The organism is Arthrobacter sp. D5-1 (assembly GCF_017357425.1).
In the GTDB taxonomy this organism is placed as follows: Bacteria; Actinomycetota; Actinomycetes; order Actinomycetales; family Micrococcaceae; genus Arthrobacter.
In genome coordinates this window covers 2,456,483-2,476,354 of record NZ_CP014571.1, presented here as the reverse complement: position 1 = coordinate 2,476,354, position 19,872 = coordinate 2,456,483, and the positions used below count along the sequence as shown (strand labels likewise).

The 19,872-nt window shown below is 62.7% G+C and carries 16 protein-coding genes and 1 tRNA gene; 6 read left to right on the top strand and 11 right to left on the bottom strand.

Annotation, left to right across the window (positions count from 1 at the left end; all coding sequences use genetic code 11):
- Positions 1–11: 11 nt before the first annotated feature.
- A complete protein-coding gene (locus AYX22_RS11235) occupies positions 12–1,694 on the bottom strand; it encodes a sugar transferase (RefSeq protein WP_207593560.1) in 1,683 nt (560 codons plus the stop codon).
- A gap of 252 nt (positions 1,695–1,946) precedes the next feature.
- Positions 1,947–2,204, bottom strand: a complete 258-nt coding sequence (locus AYX22_RS11230) for a hypothetical protein (protein WP_207593559.1) — start codon at positions 2,202–2,204, stop codon at positions 1,947–1,949.
- A gap of 39 nt (positions 2,205–2,243) precedes the next feature.
- On the opposite strand from AYX22_RS11230, the gene AYX22_RS11225 reads away from it, so the two are divergent.
- A complete protein-coding gene (locus AYX22_RS11225) occupies positions 2,244–2,477 on the top strand; it encodes a DUF5703 family protein (RefSeq protein ID WP_011774832.1) in 234 nt (77 codons plus the stop codon).
- On the opposite strand, the gene AYX22_RS11220 is transcribed toward AYX22_RS11225, so the two are convergent.
- Together AYX22_RS11220 and AYX22_RS11215 are read right to left on the bottom strand one after the other, a co-directional pair.
- On the bottom strand, positions 2,457–3,635 hold the full coding sequence (locus AYX22_RS11220; RefSeq protein WP_207593558.1) for an acyl-CoA dehydrogenase family protein: 1,179 nt from the start codon (positions 3,633–3,635) through the stop codon (positions 2,457–2,459). The two genes, AYX22_RS11225 and AYX22_RS11220, sit on opposite strands and share 21 nt — an antisense overlap.
- Positions 3,636–3,665: 30 nt before the next feature.
- The gene (locus tag AYX22_RS11215; RefSeq protein ID WP_207593557.1) at positions 3,666–4,970 is read right to left on the bottom strand and encodes a M20/M25/M40 family metallo-hydrolase; all 1,305 of its coding nucleotides are present in this window, start codon (positions 4,968–4,970) and stop codon (positions 3,666–3,668) included.
- A 267-nt stretch (positions 4,971–5,237) separates the two neighbouring features.
- Between AYX22_RS11215 and AYX22_RS11210 the strand changes: the two genes are divergently transcribed.
- Positions 5,238–5,320 (top strand) — tRNA-Leu (locus AYX22_RS11210).
- Positions 5,321–5,500: 180 nt separating this feature from the next.
- On the opposite strand, the gene AYX22_RS11205 is transcribed toward AYX22_RS11210, so the two are convergent.
- From AYX22_RS11205 to AYX22_RS11195, 3 genes are read right to left on the bottom strand one after another with little or no spacing between them, the layout of a single operon-like run.
- Entirely contained in the window at positions 5,501–6,427 is a 927-nt protein-coding gene (locus AYX22_RS11205) for a MaoC/PaaZ C-terminal domain-containing protein (protein ID WP_207593556.1), read from the bottom strand.
- Positions 6,424–7,764 carry a 3-oxoacyl-ACP reductase gene (locus AYX22_RS11200; RefSeq protein ID WP_207593555.1) on the bottom strand — a complete coding sequence of 447 codons (1,341 nt, stop codon included), beginning with the start codon at positions 7,762–7,764 and terminating at the stop codon, positions 6,424–6,426. The genes AYX22_RS11205 and AYX22_RS11200 overlap by 4 nt, the downstream gene beginning before the upstream one ends.
- 10 nt (positions 7,765–7,774) lie before the next feature.
- Positions 7,775–9,127 carry an acetyl-CoA C-acetyltransferase gene (locus AYX22_RS11195; RefSeq protein WP_207593554.1) on the bottom strand — a complete coding sequence of 451 codons (1,353 nt, stop codon included), beginning with the start codon at positions 9,125–9,127 and terminating at the stop codon, positions 7,775–7,777.
- Here AYX22_RS11195 and AYX22_RS11190 point away from each other — a divergent pair.
- Both AYX22_RS11190 and AYX22_RS11185 read left to right on the top strand, forming a co-directional pair.
- Positions 9,126–9,881 carry a TetR/AcrR family transcriptional regulator gene (locus AYX22_RS11190; RefSeq protein ID WP_207597554.1) on the top strand — a complete coding sequence of 252 codons (756 nt, stop codon included), beginning with the start codon at positions 9,126–9,128 and terminating at the stop codon, positions 9,879–9,881. The genes AYX22_RS11195 and AYX22_RS11190 overlap by 2 nt on opposite strands.
- Before the next feature lie 47 nt (positions 9,882–9,928).
- Positions 9,929–12,028, top strand: a complete 2,100-nt coding sequence (locus AYX22_RS11185; RefSeq protein WP_207593553.1) for an acyl-CoA dehydrogenase — start codon at positions 9,929–9,931, stop codon at positions 12,026–12,028.
- Positions 12,029–12,151: 123 nt separating this feature from the next.
- On the opposite strand, the gene glgA is transcribed toward AYX22_RS11185, so the two are convergent.
- Positions 12,152–13,348 (bottom strand): glycogen synthase, encoded by a 1,197-nt coding sequence (glgA, locus tag AYX22_RS11180; protein ID WP_207593552.1) that lies wholly within the window; start codon positions 13,346–13,348, stop codon positions 12,152–12,154.
- A 93-nt stretch (positions 13,349–13,441) separates the two neighbouring features.
- Here glgA and glgC point away from each other — a divergent pair, with 93 nt between their 5' ends.
- Both glgC and AYX22_RS11170 read left to right on the top strand, forming a co-directional pair.
- On the top strand, positions 13,442–14,854 hold the full coding sequence (gene glgC / locus AYX22_RS11175; RefSeq protein WP_172322769.1) for a glucose-1-phosphate adenylyltransferase: 1,413 nt from the start codon (positions 13,442–13,444) through the stop codon (positions 14,852–14,854).
- 73 nt (positions 14,855–14,927) lie between these two features.
- Complete coding sequence (locus AYX22_RS11170; protein WP_207593551.1) at positions 14,928–16,379, top strand: SDR family NAD(P)-dependent oxidoreductase; 1,452 nt, start codon at positions 14,928–14,930, stop codon at positions 16,377–16,379.
- 87 nt (positions 16,380–16,466) lie between these two features.
- On the opposite strand, the gene AYX22_RS11165 is transcribed toward AYX22_RS11170, so the two are convergent.
- Genes AYX22_RS11165 through AYX22_RS11155 form a run of 3 tightly spaced genes read right to left on the bottom strand, consistent with a single transcriptional unit; the run spans position 16,467 to position 19,853 of the window.
- Positions 16,467–17,318: a transglutaminase family protein gene (locus AYX22_RS11165; protein WP_207593550.1), complete on the bottom strand. Its 852-nt coding sequence runs from the start codon at positions 17,316–17,318 to the stop codon at positions 16,467–16,469.
- Entirely contained in the window at positions 17,315–18,241 is a 927-nt protein-coding gene (locus AYX22_RS11160; protein ID WP_026540668.1) for an alpha-E domain-containing protein, read from the bottom strand. The genes AYX22_RS11165 and AYX22_RS11160 overlap by 4 nt, the downstream gene beginning before the upstream one ends.
- A 55-nt stretch (positions 18,242–18,296) precedes the next feature.
- Positions 18,297–19,853 (bottom strand): circularly permuted type 2 ATP-grasp protein, encoded by a 1,557-nt coding sequence (locus tag AYX22_RS11155; protein ID WP_207593549.1) that lies wholly within the window; start codon positions 19,851–19,853, stop codon positions 18,297–18,299.
- Between the last annotated feature and the right edge of the window lie 19 nt (positions 19,854–19,872).

The following is a 19,872-nucleotide window of genomic DNA, read 5'->3' as shown; positions in this document are numbered from 1 at the left end:
CGTAACGTTCACTAATAGGCGCCCGATGGCCGGGTCATCGCCCGGAAGGTCCGCCACATGATCATGAGGTCCCCCGCTATTGACCAGTTCTCCACGTAGTAGAGATCCAGCCGGACTGCCTCGTCCCACGGAAGGTCAGAGCGTCCGTTGATTTGCCACAACCCCGTGATTCCGGGTTTGATCAACAGCCGGCGGTGAGTATGGCGCTCGTAGCCGCTGACTTCCCGTGACAGTGGCGGCCTGGGCCCCACCAGGCTCATGTTTCCCACCAGGACATTCCAGAACTGCGGCAGTTCATCCAGGGAGTACTTGCGCATCCACCGGCCGCACCGGGTAACGCGGGGGTCTCCGCGGATCTTGAACAGGACTCCGGCTCCCTCATCCTGGCTGCCAAGGGCTTCAAGGTGTGCTTCGGCATCCACCACCATGGAACGGAACTTCAGCATCTGGAAGGTCGTGCCCCGCTTTCCGATCCTCTCCTGCTTGAACAGGACAGGCCCGGGGCTGTCGGCCCGGACGATTGCGGCCAGGACGAGCAAGACAGGAGCCAGGACGAGCAAAGCCGCTGCAGATACTGTGATGTCCATCAGCCGCTTGAGCGTGTGCTTGCCGCCGGAGTAATGCGGAATGTCAACGTGCATGAGTGGAAGTCCCTCAACGGGCCGCCAGTGGATGCGTGGACCTGCAACGTTGGTCAAGGTAGCGGCCAGAACCAACTCAGCGGCATTTTCCTCCAGCCGCCATCCAAGTTCCTGAATGAACTGGTTTCCACCAGGAACCGGGCCTGCCACGATCACTGCGTTGGCACCGGTCTGCCGGACGGTATGCGCCACGCCGTAAATGGAGGAAAGGACCGGTACGCGCAGGTGGTCCACGGCCAGGACGGTACCGCGGCGGGCACCTGGGAGGCAGGCACCCAGGATGTCGTAGGCGGCACCGGACTTTCGGTTGATCTGCTTGATGACGTACCTGACGTCCTGGGGTTCGCCCACAACGATCGCGCGGGAAAGGCAACGGCCCCTCGACTTCTCATGGCTCAACCATCGGCGGAAGCCCCATCTGCTTCCGGTCAGGGCCACCAGGCCCAGCGGCAAGGAGATCAGGACAAAGGAACTGACAGCCTCCAGACGGAATACCACCGCAACGATGGCCAGGAATCCGAAAACCCGGAAGCTGGCAGAAAGTACCCGTTTGTACTCCTCCGGGCCTACTCCGAGGACTTTGGGATCGCGCGTCCTGTACACCTCCAGGGCCGCCAACCAGACCACTCCCAGGACCAACCCCATGGACAAGTGTTGGGCCTGTGCCGGGCTTCCGGGCGATACGCCCATTCCATCGGGGCTCAGGGCTGTCCCGGCCAGGACAGCTCCGGCAACCAAGGCCGTGTCAGCCAACAGGAGGCTGGTGGTCAGGAAGCGAGTCCACGTCAAACGGTCTTTGAGCGGTGCCTTGATCCGCGCGTGGCGGTGGGTGACTGGCGGCGTCACGGGGTCCAGGGTGACATCCGACCTCAGCGCCGCCAGTCCCGCCTTTTCAGTCCGCTGTGCAGCAGCGGACTTGCCAATCCAGGGAGACGCCGGCGGATTGACGGTGGCGGCGGCAGAGTCTGTCCGGAAGGCTGACCCCGCGGAGGCATGAGCGGCACCCTGGGGTGCCGCTGCCTTGCCTGATCGCAAGACTGGAACTCTCACCATGTCAGCCCTCTTTGCAGACCTGCCGTTGCCTACCTATCAGTGAAGCCGCGGCACTCCGAAGGCGCACCAGTAGTCGATACTCAAATTTGCGCAGGATTACCTATGACCCCTACGTGCGAGTACCTATCCGGGGGTGCAGGGACTACGTGCCTTAACTGCAGAAAACCCCGGAAATCCGGGCCTGAAGGGCTACAAAGATGAGAGCAGGACACAAAAAACCGGCCGCCCCAAGGCGGCCGGTCGGTGGGAGGGCTAGTCCTCGACGATTTCGAGGTCTTCGTCGGGCACCTCGTCGTCTTCGTCTTCCTCATCATCGAACACCTGGAGCGGAGTAACCTCGGAATATGCCTCGTAGAGTGCGTCCTCATACACTTCGAAAGCGTCGGCAACAGCGAAGAACGCGGCCTCGACGGTGGGGTCCCCTTCACCTCGGCGGGCGGAGGCCGCAGCCAGGTGCTCTTCGAGGGCGCCGGTCAATGATTGAAGCGCGACACGCGGATCGATGCTCATGCCTTCACGTTAGCCGGAAAAGGACGAAAATGGAGAGGGATGAGAGAACAATTTCCGGGTAGCTCCGTAGAGCGCCAACGAGACTATGCACGTCAGTACGAGTACCTCGTACTGACGGTGGGACCTGACGATTCTCTGCCCGACGCCCGACGCCGGCTCGCGGAGCATTCCGAATACGGCAAATGGGAGCTCGAACGCAGCGTGCTCTACCTTGGCGGTGGCCGCCGTTTTTGGCTGCGCCGCAAAGTGTATTCAGTGCAGCGGACCGTCTAGCTCCTCCAGCGGCCCCAACCAGGCGTTGGCCACCGTGTTGTGCGCAGATTCGTCATTGGACGGGTGGAAGATTCCTGCAAGGACGTCCCGGTAGAGGCGTTCCATCTCAGAGCCCCTGAAATAGCTGGAGCCTCCCGTGACCCGAATGGCAAGGTCCACCACGTAGCGCGCGTTTTCCGTAGCCCGGGATTTGAGCCCCACCAGCCGGGGGAACCACTGGGCCCCGTGGTCCACCAGGTTGTCAACGTCGCGGGCAATGCTGGATATTTGTGGCGCGATGCCGTCCATGGCCAGTGCGGCGTCGGCCACCTTCCACCGAATATCAGGGTCCTGGGCGAAGCTGCGTCCACCGTGCTTGGCCGACACCCGGCGTTTGACGTTTTCTACTCCCAGAGTGAAAGCACGTTGGGCCACCCCGGTATAGACCGCGGCTAGAAGCGTTTCGAAGCACGCGAAAATGGCGAAGATCAGCAGGTCCTTGTTGGGTCCTACCGGGAGCTTGCGGAAGATCCGCTCAGCCGGGACCACGGCGCCATGCAGGAGCGTGGTGTTTGAAGCGCTGGCCCGCATGCCCAGTGTGTCCCAGTCGCTGAGGGTTTCGTGTCCGGGCTCGTCGCGGCGCAGGAAACCGAAGACCAGCTCTCCCTCACCGGCCCTGGCGTCGGAGTCTTTTCCGAAAGTGCCCAGCCGGGTCCAGCCCCGGGAAAGGCTCGTGAAGATCTTCCGGCCGGTGAACTTGTAACCTCCATCGGGCAGCGGCTCGGCAACGGTGCCCGAGTCGAACAACATGGAGTCGTTGCCCGCTTCGGAAATACCGAAAGCGAAAACCTCACCCTGGCCCGCTTCCTTGAGGACGAAGTCCAACGAGTTGTCGCCCCGGGCAGCCATGACCTGCGCGACGCCGGTCCACACCAGGTGCATGTTGACGGCCAGCGCTGTGGCCGGGGCAGCCGTGGCGAGCCGTTGCTGCAAGGCAGCTACCGCTTCGAGGCCGAGCCCGAATCCGCCGTCGGACTCCGGGACGAAAAGCTTCAAGTAGCCGGCCGCGGCCAGCTCCTCCAGGTCCTCGTGGAAAAATCCGTTGTTTTGGTCGTAGCCGGCAGCGCGGCCGCGCAGCCGCTCAAGCAGGGCGTCGGGGAGGATTTCCTCGGGTGCCATCAACAGGCCTCTTTCTTGTTGATTATCGGTCTAGTAGTTGCTCAGCAGCCTGTTCAGGACGCGGGCGCCGAATTGGAGGGACTCGGCCGGCACGCGCTCATCGACGCCGTGGAACATGCCGGTGAAGTCAAGCTCATCAGGAAGCATCAACGGGGCGAAACCGTAACCGGTGATGCCGATCTTGCTCAAGGATTTGTTGTCCGTGCCGCCGGACAGTGTGTAGGGAAGCACCTTGGCGCCGGGATCCTCGGAGTGCAGGGCGTCAATCATGGAATCCACCAGGTTGCCGGCGAACGGCACTTCCAAGGACACGTCCTTGTTGACATAGCTGATGTCGATGCCATCGCCCGCCAGCTCCTTGATGGTCTCGAACACCAGTTCCTGCTGGCCGGGCAACGTCCGGCAGTCCACGAATGCCTCGGCCGACTCCGGGATGACATTGTGCTTGTACCCGGAACGCAGCAGCGTGGGGTTGGACGTGTTCTGCAGCGTCGCACCGACAAAGCGGGCGACGGTGCCGAGTTCCTTCAGGATGATGTCAGGGTTGTCGGCATCGAACTCGACGCCGGTCAGTTCGGTGACGCCGTCCAGGAACTGGCGGGTGGTAGGGGTCAGCTCCACCGGCCACTTGTATTCGCCGATCCTGGTGACGGCAGCAGCCAAACGGGTGACGGCGTTGTCGGTGTTGATCTGCGATCCGTGGCCGGCGCGGCCATGTGCCACCAGCCGGAGCCAGGAGAGGCCCTTCTCAGCTGTTTGGAGCAAGTAGGTCCGCTGGCCGCCGATGGTGGCGGAGAAGCCGCCCACTTCGGAGATGGCCTCGGTGGCGCCGTCAAAAAGCTCGCGCCGGTGTTCGATCGCATAGCGGGCGCCGTAAGTGCCGCCTGCTTCCTCATCGGCGAAGAATGCGAAAATGATGTCCCGCTTGGGTTTGCGGCCGGTCCTGGCGAAGTCGCGCATGACCGACAGGATCATGGCGTCCATGTCCTTCATATCCACGGCGCCACGACCCCAAACCAGCCCGTCCTTGAGTTCGCCGCTGAACGGATCAACGCTCCACTGGTCCTTCAGGGCCGGAACAACATCCAGATGTCCATGAACCACCAAGGCGTCGGCAGACGGGTCTTCGCCGGCCATCCGCGTTACGACGTTGGCGCGGCCGGGGGCGGATTCGAAGATCTCTGCCTCGAGCCCCACTTCAGTAATGAGGCCGGCCGCGTACTCGGCAGCCGCGCGTTCCCCCGGTCCGGTGTCGTCGCCGAAGTTGGAGGAGTCAATACGGATCAGCTCCTGGCAGATCCGGACAACTTCATCTTCGGGGCGGATGACAGACATGGAAACTCTCCTTGCGTGGCTGGGCTGCAGGTTTCGGCGACGTGCGCTGCCGCTTCCGCAGCGTGGACGTCCCCTGTCCCATCAGCCTACTCACCGGACGCGGTCCCTGGCAGGAATGCATGGCGCCGGAAGTCGCCGGGTGTCCCTTGGGGCCATCCTGGCCAGCGCCGATTTTTTCGCCACCGGAAACCGTGTTAGAGTTTTTCTCGCTGCTTCGGAGGAAAGTGAAGCACCGGAAGGTGCAAACGACTCCACCGAACACCACCTGCGCGGGTGGCGGAATGGCAGACGCGCTAGCTTGAGGTGCTAGTCCTCGAAAGGGGGTGGGGGTTCAAGTCCCCCTCCGCGCACTATCGCAAGGCCTGGAATCCACGGATTCCGGGCCTTGTTTTGTTTGCGGAACTTTCTGGTGTCGCTGTGGAACCGCACGGTCCGCTCCTGCGGTTCCAGGCAGCAGATACGGGTTTAACGACGACGGCGGCGGTCACCATATGGTGACCGCCGCCCTTCGCTTGACGACGGGACCCTACTCACCCCAACGCGGCAACAGTGCCAGTGAAATGCCGCCGGCCGCTGCGGGCATTCCACGCTGCATAATCCGAGCGTTCCCAACCCCCTGAAACCGACTGAACTGTCGAGATATCCACGGCGACCCGTGCCGGGAGGAACACCGGAGCCTCAAAGGCAACGTCCCACGTGAACGCATCGGCCTTGACGGCCCCCACGTCAGCCAGCGCGCGGGAGGCAAGGTACATTCCGTGGGCAATGGACCCACGCAAGCCAAGAGCCTTGGCAGACAGGACGCTGAGGTGGATCGGGTTGAAGTCCCCGGAGACCGTTGCGTAGCTTCGTCCGGTATCCAAGCCGAGTTGCCACAGAGCGGTGGGGTTGGGAGGAGAAAAATCGCTGGGTGCTGTTGCTCCGTTCGCGCTTCCTGGTTTGTCGATGCCCGGCAGGAAGATGCCCTTGGCCAAATAGGTGGAGACGCCACGCCAGAGCAGTTCGCCACTGGAAGCCGAACGGACCTCCGCTACAACATCCACTTGGGTTCCGGCTTTGTGGCCCGCGAGGTTCTCAGCCCAGGACCTGATGTCCAAAGCCTCGGAGAAGGCAATGGGAACCCGTTGCTCCACATGGTTCTTCAGGTGGATCATGCCCAGGAGCGGCAACGGGAAATCATCCCGGTTCATGACGCTCAAGGACACCGGGAAGGCCAGTGCATGGACATAACCGGCCGGCAGGGTGTCGCTGGCCGTCTCCCCCACCAGATGTTGGTATGCCGTCAGGTTTCCCACGTCTGCCTTGACGTTCCTCACTTCGTGGCTGACTGAGGGCAAGCTGAGCTGGCCTGCTGCCGCCCCCAATACCCGACGGCGGGCCGCGGTTGTTGCCGCATTGACGTAGAGCTTGGACAGTGAGGGCAGCTCCCCGAGGATCACTGGCTGGGGATTGGTCATGCTCCCACCAATTGCTGACCGCAGACCCGCAGGACCTGGCCGGAAATTCCACCAGCGGCGTCACTGGCCAGGAAGGAGATGGCCTCGGCTACGTCCCGCGGCTGTCCGCCCTGCTTGAGCGAGTTAAGCCTGCGGGCAGCCTCCCGGATGGCAAAGGGCATCCGGGCCGTCATTTCGGTTTCAATGAACCCGGGGGCCACCGCGTTGATGGTTCCATCGAAGGGTTCCATCAGCAAGGCCGTGGACCTCACCATGCCGATCACCCCGCCCTTGGAAGCACCGTAGTTGGTCTGTCCCCTGTTGCCTGCGATGCCACTGGTGGAAGCCACCGACACGATGCGCGGTGCGTCCTTGAAGTGTTCGGATGCGAGAAGGACCTCGTTGATGTTCAGTTGGGCTGCGATGTTGACGGCGATCACCGACTGCCATCGGCTTTCGTCCATGTTCGCCAGCAGCCTGTCGCGGGTGATTCCGGCATTGTGGACCACGATGTCGAGCCGGCCGTGGCGTTCCACCGCGTGCTCGATGATCCGGTGACCGGCGTCGTCACGACTGATATCGAGCTGAAGAGCGGTGCCCCGTACCTCGTTGGCCACGGCAGCCAGGTGGTCCCCGGCTGCCGGGATGTCCACTGCAACCACTCTGGCGCCGTCGCGGTGCAGCGTCCGGGCAATGGCAGCTCCAATACCCCTGGCCGCCCCGGTGACTACTGCAACCTTGCCGGCCAACGGCCTGTCCGGGTCGCTGGGCAAGGTGCCCGACGTCGAGCTGACCGTCAGGAACTGTCCGTCCACGTAGGCAGAACGCCCGGAGAGGAAGAACCTGAGTGCACCCAATGCCGAGGGACTCGTGGTGGCGAGGTTGTCGTCGAGCAGTATGCCGTTGGCGGTGGAGCCTGCACGGAGTTCCTTGGCCAAGGACCGCACCAGCCCGTCAATGCCCTGGCGCGCTGCGGCCCCGGAAGGGTTTTGGGCTGAATGGGATGTCCGGGAGATGGTGACTACCCGTCCGTTGGCGCCCAGATCCCGAAGCGAAGTGCCTGCGGTCAGGACGGGTCCGGCAAGGTCTCCGGGGTGTTGGACAGCATCGAGGACCACAATGATGGCGCCCAGTTTTTCCTTGGGCAACGCGTTCCGTCGGACGTCAAGACCCCACCCGAGGAGTGTGGTGGCAATATCGTCCGCACCTGGACTGTCTCCGTTGACCAGAACCGGGCCGGTGACCAGTGGGCTGCCGGGTTGGTAGCGGCGAAGCTCCACCGGCTGAGGCAATCCGAGCCGTTTGGCGACGTTCCTTCCCAGCCCGTGGCTCACCAGTTGTGTGTATTTGTCTGTCATGGAGTTCCCCCTATGCTGCTTCCAGAAGGGCAACGACGCCCTGGCCGCCTGCGGCGCAAACGGAGATCAGGCCGCGGGCCGGACGCCCGTCCACGGAGCCCTTCTCATGCAGCATCTTCGCAAGGCTTGCCACAATCCTGCCACCGGTAGCGGCGAACGGGTGCCCGGCAGCCAACGACGATCCGTTGACGTTGAGCTTTGCCCGGTCAACCTTTCCGAGCGCTCCATCGAGTCCGAGCCTGGTACGGCCAAAGTCTTCGTCCTCCCAGGCAGCGAGTGTACTCAGGACCGTGCCGGCGAATGCTTCGTGGATCTCGAAGAAATCGATGTCCTCGAACGTCAGGCCATGACGGGCCAGCAGGCGCGGAACTGCGAAAACGGGCGCCATGAGGAGGCCGTCCTTACCGTGCACGAAGTCCACTGCGGCGGCTTCGCCGTCCAGGACCGTCGCGAGCTTAGGCAGGCCGTGGGCGTCGGCCCACTCCCCCGTTGCGAGCAGGACGGTGGATGCGCCGTCAGTGAGTGGCGTCGAGTTGCCCGCCGTCATGGTCGCCTCCGCGCCGAGGTTCTTGCCGAAGACCGGCTTCAGCGATCCGAGTTTCTCCAAAGTGGTATCTGCGCGCAGGTTGGAGTCGCGGTTGAGGCCGCGGTAGGGAGTGATGAGGTCATCAAAGAAGCCGCGTTCATAAGCGGCAGCAAGATTGCGGTGGCTGTTGAAAGCAAGTTCATCCTGGGCTTCGCGGGTGATCTTCCACTGCGCCGTAGTGAGTGCCTGGTGCTCCCCCATGGAAAGACCGGTGCGCGGCTCACCCGTGTTCGGTGCATCAGGTGCCAGGTCCTTGGGGCGGATGCGGCCGATGATCTTGAGCTTTTGGATAGGGGTTTTGGCACGGTTGAGATCCAGCAGGATCTCACGCAGTCCCTCGCTCACGGCGATCGGGGCGTCGGATGCCGAATCCACCCCACCGGCAATGGCTGACTCAATTTGCCCCAGCTTGATCTTGTTGGACAACCCGATCACCGTTTCAAGCCCGGTCGCGCATGCTTGCTGCAGATCATAGGCGGGAGTTTCCGGTGACAGCGCTGAGCCGAGGACGGCTTCGCGGGTGAGGTTGAAATCCCTCGAATGTTTGAGCACCGCTCCGGCGGCAACCTCGCCAATGTGTTCGTCCTGCAGCCCGAACCTGGCGATCAAGCCTTCCAGCGCCGCGGTGAGCATGTCCTGGTTGGAGGACTTAACGTACGCGCCTCCTGTGCGGGCAAAGGGGATGCGGTTGCCGCCCACGATGACCGCCTTGCGTGGTGCTTGGGGGGTGGAAGCCGGTTCCCGGGTCCCACCCGTGGTGACGTCTGCTGCAGCCATGCTGGTCTCCTTCGATCAATGCCAGTTACTGATACCCAGCGTACCTGATACGCTGGGTATCGTGAACAGTCGCCACGAAGAATTCGCCAGTGCCGCAGCGGATGCGCAGAATACCGTCGTCGACGGCCGGACTGCCCGTTGGCAGTCCCACCGCGAGGAGCGGCGTGCCGAACTCATCAGGCAAGCGCGCAAAGCGGTTCACAGGCTCGGTAGTGATGCGTCCATGGAGGACATAGCGGGAGCCGCCGGTACGTCGAAGTCTGTTTTCTATCGCTATTTCGGCGACAAAGCGGGACTTCAGCAAGCCATGGGCGAGGTAGTGCTGGGGCAGATGCAGCGCCGCATGCAGGAAGCCGCACAGCTGGCATCGACTCCCCGCGAAGGGTTGTTCGCCATGGTCTCCGCCTACCTGCAGATGGCCGAATCAAGCCCCCACGTGTATGCGTTCATTACCCGGCTTACTCCAGGTGAAGCGTCAGCGCAGGACGCCATTGCCGCCTCGGGAGCGCTGGGGAACTTCTTTGAGCAAATCACTGAAATGATCGCCACCCCCATGCGGGAGTACCTGGGCGAAGAGAAGGAAGCGGTGCTTGTCTATTGGCCCACCGCCGCCATCGGCCTCGTCAGGAACGCCGGAGAGATGTGGCTGGGGAGCCCGGCAGGCGACGCCAAGCCGGACCAGGAAACCATGGCAGCTCAAATCACCGACTGGTTGTGCCTCGGCATTGCTCCAGCGCTCAAGACATCCACCTGACACCAGCAATGACTCATCAGTTGTCGGAAACCAAAGAAGGAAGCAACATGACTGAAGTAGTGGACCGGACCGCATCGGCCCAGCACCCCACAGGCAGCAAGGATGCCGCTACTGGCGCCGAGCCTGCGGTGGACGTCGCCTCGCTTGGAGAGCAGCTTCTCGGCAAGTGGGCACACATCCGCCACGAGGCCCGCAAAGTGGCAGGCAATCCGGCGGTACAAAAGATCGAAGGACTGCACCACACCGAGCACCGCGCCCGCGTGTTCGAGCAATTGAAGTTCCTGGTGGACAACAACACTGTCCATCGTGCCTTCCCCACCCGGTTGGGTGGCTCCGACGATCATGGCGGCAACATCGCCGGCTTCGAAGAGATCGTCACCGCCGATCCGTCACTTCAGATCAAGGCCGGCGTCCAGTGGGGCCTGTTCGGCTCTGCCGTGATGCACCTCGGCACAACGGAACATCAGGACAAATGGCTCCCCGGCATTATGAGCCTGGAGATTCCCGGGTGCTTCGCCATGACCGAGACCGGCCACGGCTCTGACGTTGCCAGCATCGCCACCACGGCGACGTACGACGAAGCCAGCCAGGAATTCGTCATCAATACACCTTTCCGGGCGGCGTGGAAGGACTACATCGGCAATGCTGCCAACGACGGCCTCGCCGCAGTGGTGTTCGCCCAGCTGATCACCAGGAACGTCAATCACGGCGTCCATGCGTTCTATGTGGAACTCCGTGATCCAGCCACCAAGGAGTTCCTTGCGGGCATCGGCGGTGAAGACGACGGCATTAAGGGTGGACTCAACGGCATCGACAACGGCCGGTTGCACTTTACAAATGTACGGATCCCGCGCACCAACCTGCTGAACCGCTACGGCGATGTGGCTGTGGACGGCACCTACTCCTCCAGCATCGAGAGCCCGGGGCGCCGCTTCTTCACCATGCTTGGCACCCTCGTCCAAGGACGCGTTTCCCTGGACGGAGCAGCGGTTGCTGCCAGCAAGGTTGCTTTGAAGACTGCCATCCAGTACGCCACTGAACGCCGTCAGTTCAACGCCTCCTCGGCAACCGACGAGGAAGTACTCCTGGACTACCAGCGGCACCAGCGCCGGCTGTTCACCCGGCTGGCCACTACCTATGCGGCCAGTTTCGCGCACGAGCAGCTCCTGCAGAAATTCGACGACGTCTTCTCCGGTGCGCATGACACCGACGCCGACCGGCAGGACCTTGAAACGTTGGCCGCCGCTCTCAAGCCGCTGAGCACGTGGCATGCCCTGGACACGCTGCAGGAATGCCGCGAGGCCTGCGGTGGCGCCGGATTCCTGATCGAAAACCGCTTTGCTTCCCTCCGCGCGGACCTTGACGTGTACGTCACGTTCGAGGGCGACAACACCGTGCTGCTGCAGTTGGTGGCCAAGCGTCTTTTGGCCGATTACGCCAAGGAATTCCGCAGCGCAGACTTTGGTGTCCTTGCCCGCTACGTGGTGGACCAGGCGGCCGGAGTGGCGCTCCACCGGACGGGGCTTCGCCAGGTTGCCCAGTTCGTGGCCGACACGGGGTCAGTCCAGAAAGCCGCCCTGGCCCTGCGGGACGAGGAAGGCCAGCGGACGTTGCTCGCCGACCGGGTGCAGTCCATGGTTGCCGAGGTCGGTGCTGCACTCAAGGGAGCCAACAAACTTCCCCAGCACCAGGCCGCGGCACTGTTCAACCAGCATCAGAACGAGCTCATCGAAGCCGCCCAGGCGCACGCGGAACTGCTCCAGTGGGAGGCCTTCACAGAAGCCCTGGCACAGGTCTCCGATGAGGGAACCAAGCGTGTCTTGACGTGGCTGCGTGACCTCTTCGGGCTGTCCCTGATTGAAAAGCACCTGTCCTGGTACCTCATGAACGGACGGCTCTCGATGCAGCGTGGCCGAACGGTGGGCACGTACATCAACAGGTTGCTCGTCAAGATCCGCCCGCACGCTGTGGACCTCGTCGATGCTTTCGGCTACGGACCTGAGCACCTGCGGGCCTCGATCGCGACCGGCGCAGAATCCACCCGTCAGGACGAGGCGCGGAAGCACTTCCGTGAGCAGCGGGCCAGCGGCAGCGCACCCGCCGACGAGAAAACCCTTCTTGCACTGAAGGCGTCCAAAACCCGCTAGCAGACCCGGGCAGCCACGCGCTTAACAGCTGCGGAACTGTTGAACAGCACGACGGCGCCGTCCCCACCAAAGGGGGCGGCGCCGTCGTGTTTTCCTGTCTTCCGCTGTAGCGGCGCTGGTGGTTCAGCGCAGGACCGAGCGGTAGACCTCCAACGTTGTTTCCGTAATGGACTCCCAGGAGAAGTGCTCTTCCGCGCGGCGGCGCCCCGCAATGCCCATGTCGCGGGCACGTGCAGGATCTGCCACCACCTCGTTCAAGGCAGCCGCGAAGTCGCTGACGAACTTCTCCGGGTCAAGGGGCGTCCCTGTTCCGTCGGTGACTTGCTCCAGCTGTACCAGCAGCCCGGTTTCGCCATGCTGGACCACCTCCGGAATGCCGCCCGTGGCACTGGCCACTACCGCCGCGCCGCATGCCATGGCTTCGAGGTTCACGATGCCCAGGGGCTCGTAGATAGAAGGGCAGGCGAACGCCGTGGCATGGCTGAGCACCTGGATAAGTTCCTTCCGGGGCAGCATCCGCTCGATGAGGACGACCCCTTGGCGCTTGGTTTGCAGTTCCTCGATGAGCCGTGCAGTTTCGGCCGCAAGCTCGGGGGTATCGGCGGCTCCCAGGCACAGCACCAACTGGACGTCGTCAGGAAGGCTGGACGCCGCGCGAAGCAGGTACGGTACCCCCTTCTGGCGGGTGTTGCGTCCCACGAAGACCACGCTGGGCTTGGCGGGATCGATGCCCAGTGCTCGGATGGCATCGTCCTCTTCATCGCGTTCCCAGAGGGACACATCGATGCCGTTGTGGACAACGCGGACCTTGTCCGGATCCACGTCGGGGTAGCTGCGGAGGATGTCCTGACGCATGCCGTCGGAGACGGCGATGATCGCCGCTGCTGCCTCATAGGCCGTTTTCTCCACCCAGGAGGACAACGCGTAGCCGCCCCCCAGCTGCTCAGCCTTCCACGGGCGGAGAGGCTCAAGGCTGTGGGCACTGAGCACGTGGGGAATTCCGTGCAGCAGCGAGGCGAGGTGGCCCGCCATGTTGGCATACCAGGTGTGCGAGTGGACCAGGTCCGCTCCCGCAATATCCGGAACGATCCTCAGGTCCACGCCCAGGGTTTGAAGGGCTGGGTTGGCGTCGCCGAGGTCTTCGGGGGTGGCGTAGGAAGCCACCGAAGCCCCGTGATAGTCGGTCTCACGCAGCGCGCCGAAGGCCCGCACGTGAAGGTCGACGTGCTTTGCCAGCACCCGGCTGAGCTCGGCAACGTGGACACCGGCACCGCCATAAATTTCCGGAGGGAATTCTTTAGTCACAATGTCTATTCGCACGCTAACCAACGTAGTCGTTCCGGCGTATGTGTTCTAGTGTGAAAGAGTCCGGAAAATCGGACTTTTGGGGGATACGAAGACGTACGGGGAGCTGTGACCATGGCGTTGAAGAAAGTTCTGGCAATCGTATTGGCAGGCGGAGAAGGCAACCGACTCATGCCGCTGACGGCGGATCGGGCCAAGCCCGCGGTTCCGTTCGCAGGCGGCTACAGGCTGATTGACTTTGCACTATCCAATCTTGTTAATTCGGGATATTTGAAAATCGTTGTACTGACGCAGTACAAATCGCACAGCCTTGACCGGCACATCTCGGAGACCTGGCGTATGTCAACGCAACTGGGCCGGTATGTAGCTTCTGTGCCCGCGCAGCAACGCGTGGGCAAGAGCTGGTTCCTTGGCAGCGCCAACGCAATCTACCAATCGCTGAACCTCATCCATGACGACGCCCCGGACATCGTGGTTGTGGTCGGCGCTGACCACGTGTACCGCATGGACTTCTCCCAAATGGTGGAGCAGCACATTGCCAGTGGCGCCAAAGCGACGGTTGCTGCTGTGCGGCAGCCCCTGAACATGGCCAACCAATTCGGCGTGATCGAGGTAGACCAGAACGATCCCCAGAAAATCGCCGCCTTTGTGGAAAAGCCGGCCAGCACCCCCGGGCTGGCAGCAGATCCCACGCAGTTCCTGGCCTCCATGGGCAACTACGTCTTCAACGCAGACGCCCTGGTTGAAGCCCTGCATGTGGATGCAGAGCGCCTCGATACCAAGCACGACATGGGCGGGGACATCATTCCGTATTTCGTGGACCAGGGGGAAGCGGGCGTGTACGACTTCACGCTCAACGACATCCCGGGAGCCACGGATCGGGACCGCACGTACTGGCGGGACGTCGGTACCATCGACTCGTTCTATGACGCCCATATGGACCTCATCTCCCCCGTGCCGATCTTCAACCTGTATAACTCCGAGTGGCCGATCTACACGCGCCAGAGCATCTCGCCCCCGGCAAAGTTTGTCCGAGGCGAGAACAACACAGTGGGTACGGCCCTCGATTCCATTGTTGCCAGCGGCGTGGTGGTCTCCGGTGGCATCGTTGAAGGTTCCGTAATCTCCAACGACGCCTACGTGGCCGCCGGCAGCCGTGTCCAAGACTCCGTCCTCATGGATAAGGTCCGGGTAGGCGAAGGCGCCGTGATTAAGCGGGCCATCCTGGACAAGAACGTGAAGGTTCCTGCTGGTGCGGCCATCGGCCTGGACCCAGCCCTGGATAAGGCGCGGGGATACAAGGTGACGGAGTCAGGCATCACCGTGCTGGCAAAGGGCCAGGTTGTGCCCGAGCCCGGCGAGGCCGAGCTCGCGCTGTCCGCGCAACACCGCCGTGGACTGCCCGAGGCTGTCAAGGCCGCCACCCATGATGATCCGGACATCCGCGACTCTGCCGAAAAAGTAGCAGCAGGAATCCAGTCACGCGTAGCGGATGCCGCAGCGCAGGGCGCCTCGCACTAAGCGCTGGACGCCCGACTGACGCCGACAGAACCCGAGGCAGGCCACTGGCTCCCAAGGCTGTAAAATCAGGTCAATGAGCTCCACCGATCTGACGCCTGAAGAGATCCAGGCCTGCCTCAAGGTTCTGACCACGATCCACGTCTATGACGAGGAGCACCCGGACTACGTTGCAGTCCGCCGTGCCACCGGCAAGATGTTCAAAGCCGTCAAGCGGCACCGCCGGGTCACCAAGCGCGACTCCATCGCCGAGGCTGACCGGGCCGTCATTGCCCTGACGGCCACCGCCGCTCCGGACCGCATTGACGACGAAACCCGTGGCAACAAGCTGGCCCCCTCCGTCACGGGTGAGGTCGCAGGCCACCTTATCCGCTCGCGTCCCTGCTACATCTGCAAGAAGCACTACACGCAGGTTGATGCCTTCTACCACCAGCTCTGCCCTGAATGCGCGGCCTTCAGCCACAGCAAGCGCGATGCCCGCACGGATCTCACGGGACGCAGGGCCCTGTTGACCGGCGGACGCGCCAAGATCGGCATGTACATCGCGCTGCGCCTGCTCAGGGATGGCGCCCACACCACCATCACCACCCGTTTCCCCAAGGACGCAGCCCGTCGCTTCGCCGCCATGGAAGACAGCAGCGAGTGGCTGCACCGGCTACGGATCGTGGGCATTGACCTCCGCGACCCGGCGCAGGTCATGGCTCTGACGGACTCCCTCAACGAGGCTGGCCCGCTGGACATCATCATCAACAACGCAGCCCAGACGGTTCGGCGCTCCGGCAATGCCTACAAGCCCTTGGTCGACGCCGAGGACGAGCCGTTGCCTGCCGCCCTTGACGCTGCCAATGGTGGCCCGGAGTTGGTCACGTTCGGCCATGCCCATGACAAACATCCCTTGGCCCTTGCCAGCAGCGTCACCGAGCACCCTGTCCTGGCGGGCGATGCGATTACCTCTCTGGCGCTCTCCACCGGGTCCGCGTCCCTGGAACGGATCGAGTCCGGAACAGCGATCGACGCCGGCGGCTTGGTCCCCGACCTCGCCTCGATCAACAGCTGGACCCAAGTGGTGGATGAGGTGGATCCCTTGGAGATGCTCGAGGTCCAGCTGTGCAACGTCACTGCGCCATTCTTGCTGGTCAGCCGCCTTCGGGAAGCCATGAAGCGGTCGACGGCCCACAGGAAGTACATCGTCAACGTCTCGGCCATGGAGGGACAGTTCTCCCGTGCCTACAAGGGCCCCGGACACCCCCACACGAACATGGCCAAGGCTGCGTTGAACATGATGACCAGGACCAGCGCCCAGGAAATGCTGGATTCCGATGGCATCCTCATGACCGCGGTGGATACCGGATGGATCACCGATGAGCGCCCGCACTACACCAAAGTCAGGCTCATGGAAGAAGGCTTCCATGCCCCGTTGGATCTGGTGGATGGTGCCGCGAGAGTCTACGACCCCATAGTGATGGGCGAAAAGGGCGAGGACCAGTACGGTGTCTTCCTGAAGGACTACAAGCCCTCGCCTTGGTAGAAAATCTGGAGTCTCTGTACAGATAAGGCCCTTAAGAGCAGCTCTTAAGGGCCTTATCTGTAATTAAACTCCTCCGCGACTGAACTCCTACGCGAGGCGCGTGATCTCCACCGAAACGGAGAGTCCCGAGCCGCCGCCACCGGACAGGATGCCCTTCAGTGGGGGAACATCGCGGTAGTCTCGGCCCCGCGCCACCGTGACGTGGTAATCGCCTGCAGGCTTGTGGTTGGTGGGGTCCCAGCTGCGCCATTCCCCATCCCACCATTCCAGCCACGCGTGTGACTGTCCCGCAACGGTTTCACCAATGTCGGCCGTGGACCTTGGGTGGATGTACCCCGAAACATAGCGGGCAGGGATGCCACTGCAGCGCAATGCCCCAATGGCCAGATGTGCCAGATCCTGGCACACGCCTTGGCGCTGGGACCACGCCTGCTCGGCATTCGTCGTCACCCCGGTGGTGCCCTTCATATAGGTCATCTCACCGGCCATCCAGGCGAACACCGCCAAGGCTGCCTCGTGGGGATTCTTACCCTCCACAACGCCGGGAACAATGTTCAGGACCTCCTCGCCCGGCCCACTGAGCCTGGACTGGGGCAACCAGTCGCTGAACTCGTCCTGGACCTTGTCCGAAGCAATGACGTCCCATCCGACGATGTCGTCCTCGACTGCCACGCGTTCGGTGCGGTGCACTTCCACGGTGGCCGTGGCGAGGACCTCAAGGCTCTCATGCGGCATTTGCATATCGAATGCCGTGACCCTGGTACCCCAGTAGTCACGGTAGGTGCTGACGGACGCCTGATGGGGTGAGACCTTCAGCGAGGACTCGAGAACCACCTGCTGGCCGTCGGTGAGGGGCGTCATCCGGGCCTCGTTATAGGACAACGTCACGCGGCGGTTGTACTTGTAAGCCGTCTTGTGGACGATGCTCAGCCGGGTCATGAAACTTCTCCCACCCAGGCATGCTCATCAGCCTGATTGAAGTACTTACGGGAAATCGCATCGGACGCCTGCGTCACGGCCTTCTGCACACGTTCCATGTGCTCGGGCAGCTCGGACATGAGGTCGTCTGTGCGGTGGAACTCGAGGAACGTGCGGGCCTGGCCAACAATGCGCCGGGCATCGTTGATGAAGCCCACACGCTGGGCTGACGGGTCCAGTTTCGCGAGGCATTCATCGGCATCGCGCAGGGCATAGACGATTGACCGCGGGAACAAACGGTCCAACAGCAGGAATTCCGCGGCGTGCTGGTCTCCGAAGGCAGCCCTGCGTGTACGGATGAACGACTCATAGGCGCCCGCGCATCGGAGCATGTTGACCCACGACATACCCGCAGACTGGACATCGCGCGTTGAGAGCATGCGGGCAGTCATGTCCGCCCGTTCCAGGGACCGGCCCAACACCATGAACAACCAGCTCTCGTCATGGCTGACGGTGGTGTCCGCAAGACCGCGGACCATTGCTGTCCGTTCGAGGACCCAGTTGCAGAAACGGTAGGTTCCCACCACATCCTTGCGATGCTGGTTGAGGCCGTAATAGGTGGTGTTGAGGCTTTCCCAAAGTGACTGCGAAACAGTTTCCCGGGCGCGCCGTGCATTCTCGCGTGCAGCCCCCAGTGAACCGGCAATGGAGGAGGCGCTCTGCTTGTCATAAGCGAGGGCATGCAGGAGTTCAGGGAGTCCGAAGTCCTCGCTCTGGGGCTTGGCACCCATCACGGCAAGGAGTTCCCGGGCTACGCTCCGCTGCTCCTCGAGGGGCAGGTGGTTCAGTCGTTCGAGGTGCACATCCAGGATCCTGGACGTACCATCGGCGCGTTCTACGTAGCGTCCGATCCAAAAAAGAGACTCAGCAATACGGCTCAGCATGGAACTGCCTCCTTCGAGTGGTGCAGGTCGAAGTTCAAGTGGTGGTGGATCGGGGTCACTGTTGCTGCTCCGTTTGGCGGTCACGCCAATTGCTTTCGACGGGCCATACAGAGACCTGTTCACGGACGGTGACGGACTGGCGCGGGATGACCTCGGCGGGCAGCTTCGGCGAGTCGGCCAACACCCAGGTGTCCTTGGAGCCGCCGCCCTGGCTGGAGTTCACTATCAAGGAACCTTCCTTGAGTGCCACCCTGGTCAGTCCGCCGGGGAGGACCCAGACGTCGTCGCCGTCGTTGACAGCGAAGGGACGGAGGTCAACGTGACGGGGTCCGAATTTGTCCCCGGAAAGCGTCGGCACGGTTGACAGCTGCAGGACAGGCTGCGCGATCCATCCGCGCGGATCGGCAATAACCCGTTTGCGCAGGGCATCGAGTTCGTCCTTCGTGGCATCAGGTCCTATGACCAGTCCCTTGCCGCCTGAACCGTCCACGGGCTTCACCACCAGTTCGTCAAGGCGGTCCAGCACATGCTCCCTGGCTTCCTTTTCCTCAAGCCGGAAAGTGTCAACGTTGGCGATGATCGGCTCTTCGTGAAGGTAGTACCGGATCAGGTCAGGGACGTAACTGTACACGAGCTTGTCATCAGCTACGCCGTTGCCCACAGCGTTGGCTATTGTCACTCCCCCGGCACGTGCGGCATTGACCAGGCCAGGGCAACCCAGCATGGAATCGGAACGGAACTGGAGCGGATCAAGGAAGTCGTCATCGATGCGCTTGTAGATGACGTCCACGCGTTGTTCGCCCGCAGTGGTCCGCATGTAGACCCGGTTGCCGCGGCAGATGAGGTCGCGGCCTTCCACCAGTTCCACGCCCATGAGGCCGGCAAGGAGCGTGTGTTCAAAGTAGGCGCTGTTGAACACGCCGGGCGTCAGGACAACCACCGTAGGATCGTCCACGCCCGCGGGAGCTGTCTTACGGAGTGCTGAGAGAAGCCGCCGGGGATATTCCTCCACAGGACGGATGTGTTGCTGGCCGAAAGCCTCCGGAAGGCCCTTGGCCATCGCCCGGCGATTCTCCAGAACGTAGCTGACGCCGGAGGGAACGCGGACGTTGTCCTCAAGCACCCTGAAGGTCCCGGCAGCATCACGGACGACGTCGATGCCCGAGACATGGACACGCACACCGCCGGATGGTTCGAATCCATGGACTGCCCGGTGGAAGTGTGCGCTGGTGGTGACGAGTTGCCGGGGGATCACGCCATCGGTGACTACCGCCATGCGTCCATAGACGTCGTTGAGGAAAGCCTCCAGTGCTTTGACCCGCTGGGCTACCCCGCGTTCCAGGACGTCCCATTCGTCGGCAGGGATAACGCGGGGAACGATGTCCAGCGGGAACGGGCGCTCCTCCCCCGCATAGTCGAAGGTGACTCCGCGGTCCAGGAACGTGCGCGCCATGGAGTCGGCCCGGGCGGTCACATCGGCCAGGGACAGCTCCCGCAAGGCGCCGGAAACCTGACCGTAGGATTTTCTGGCAACGTGGCCGGGGGCAAACATCTCGTCATAGGCGCCGCTGCGGGCAGCGGCCTCGGAGTAATCCTGGAATAGGTCAGACATGGGAATTAGACAATCACCT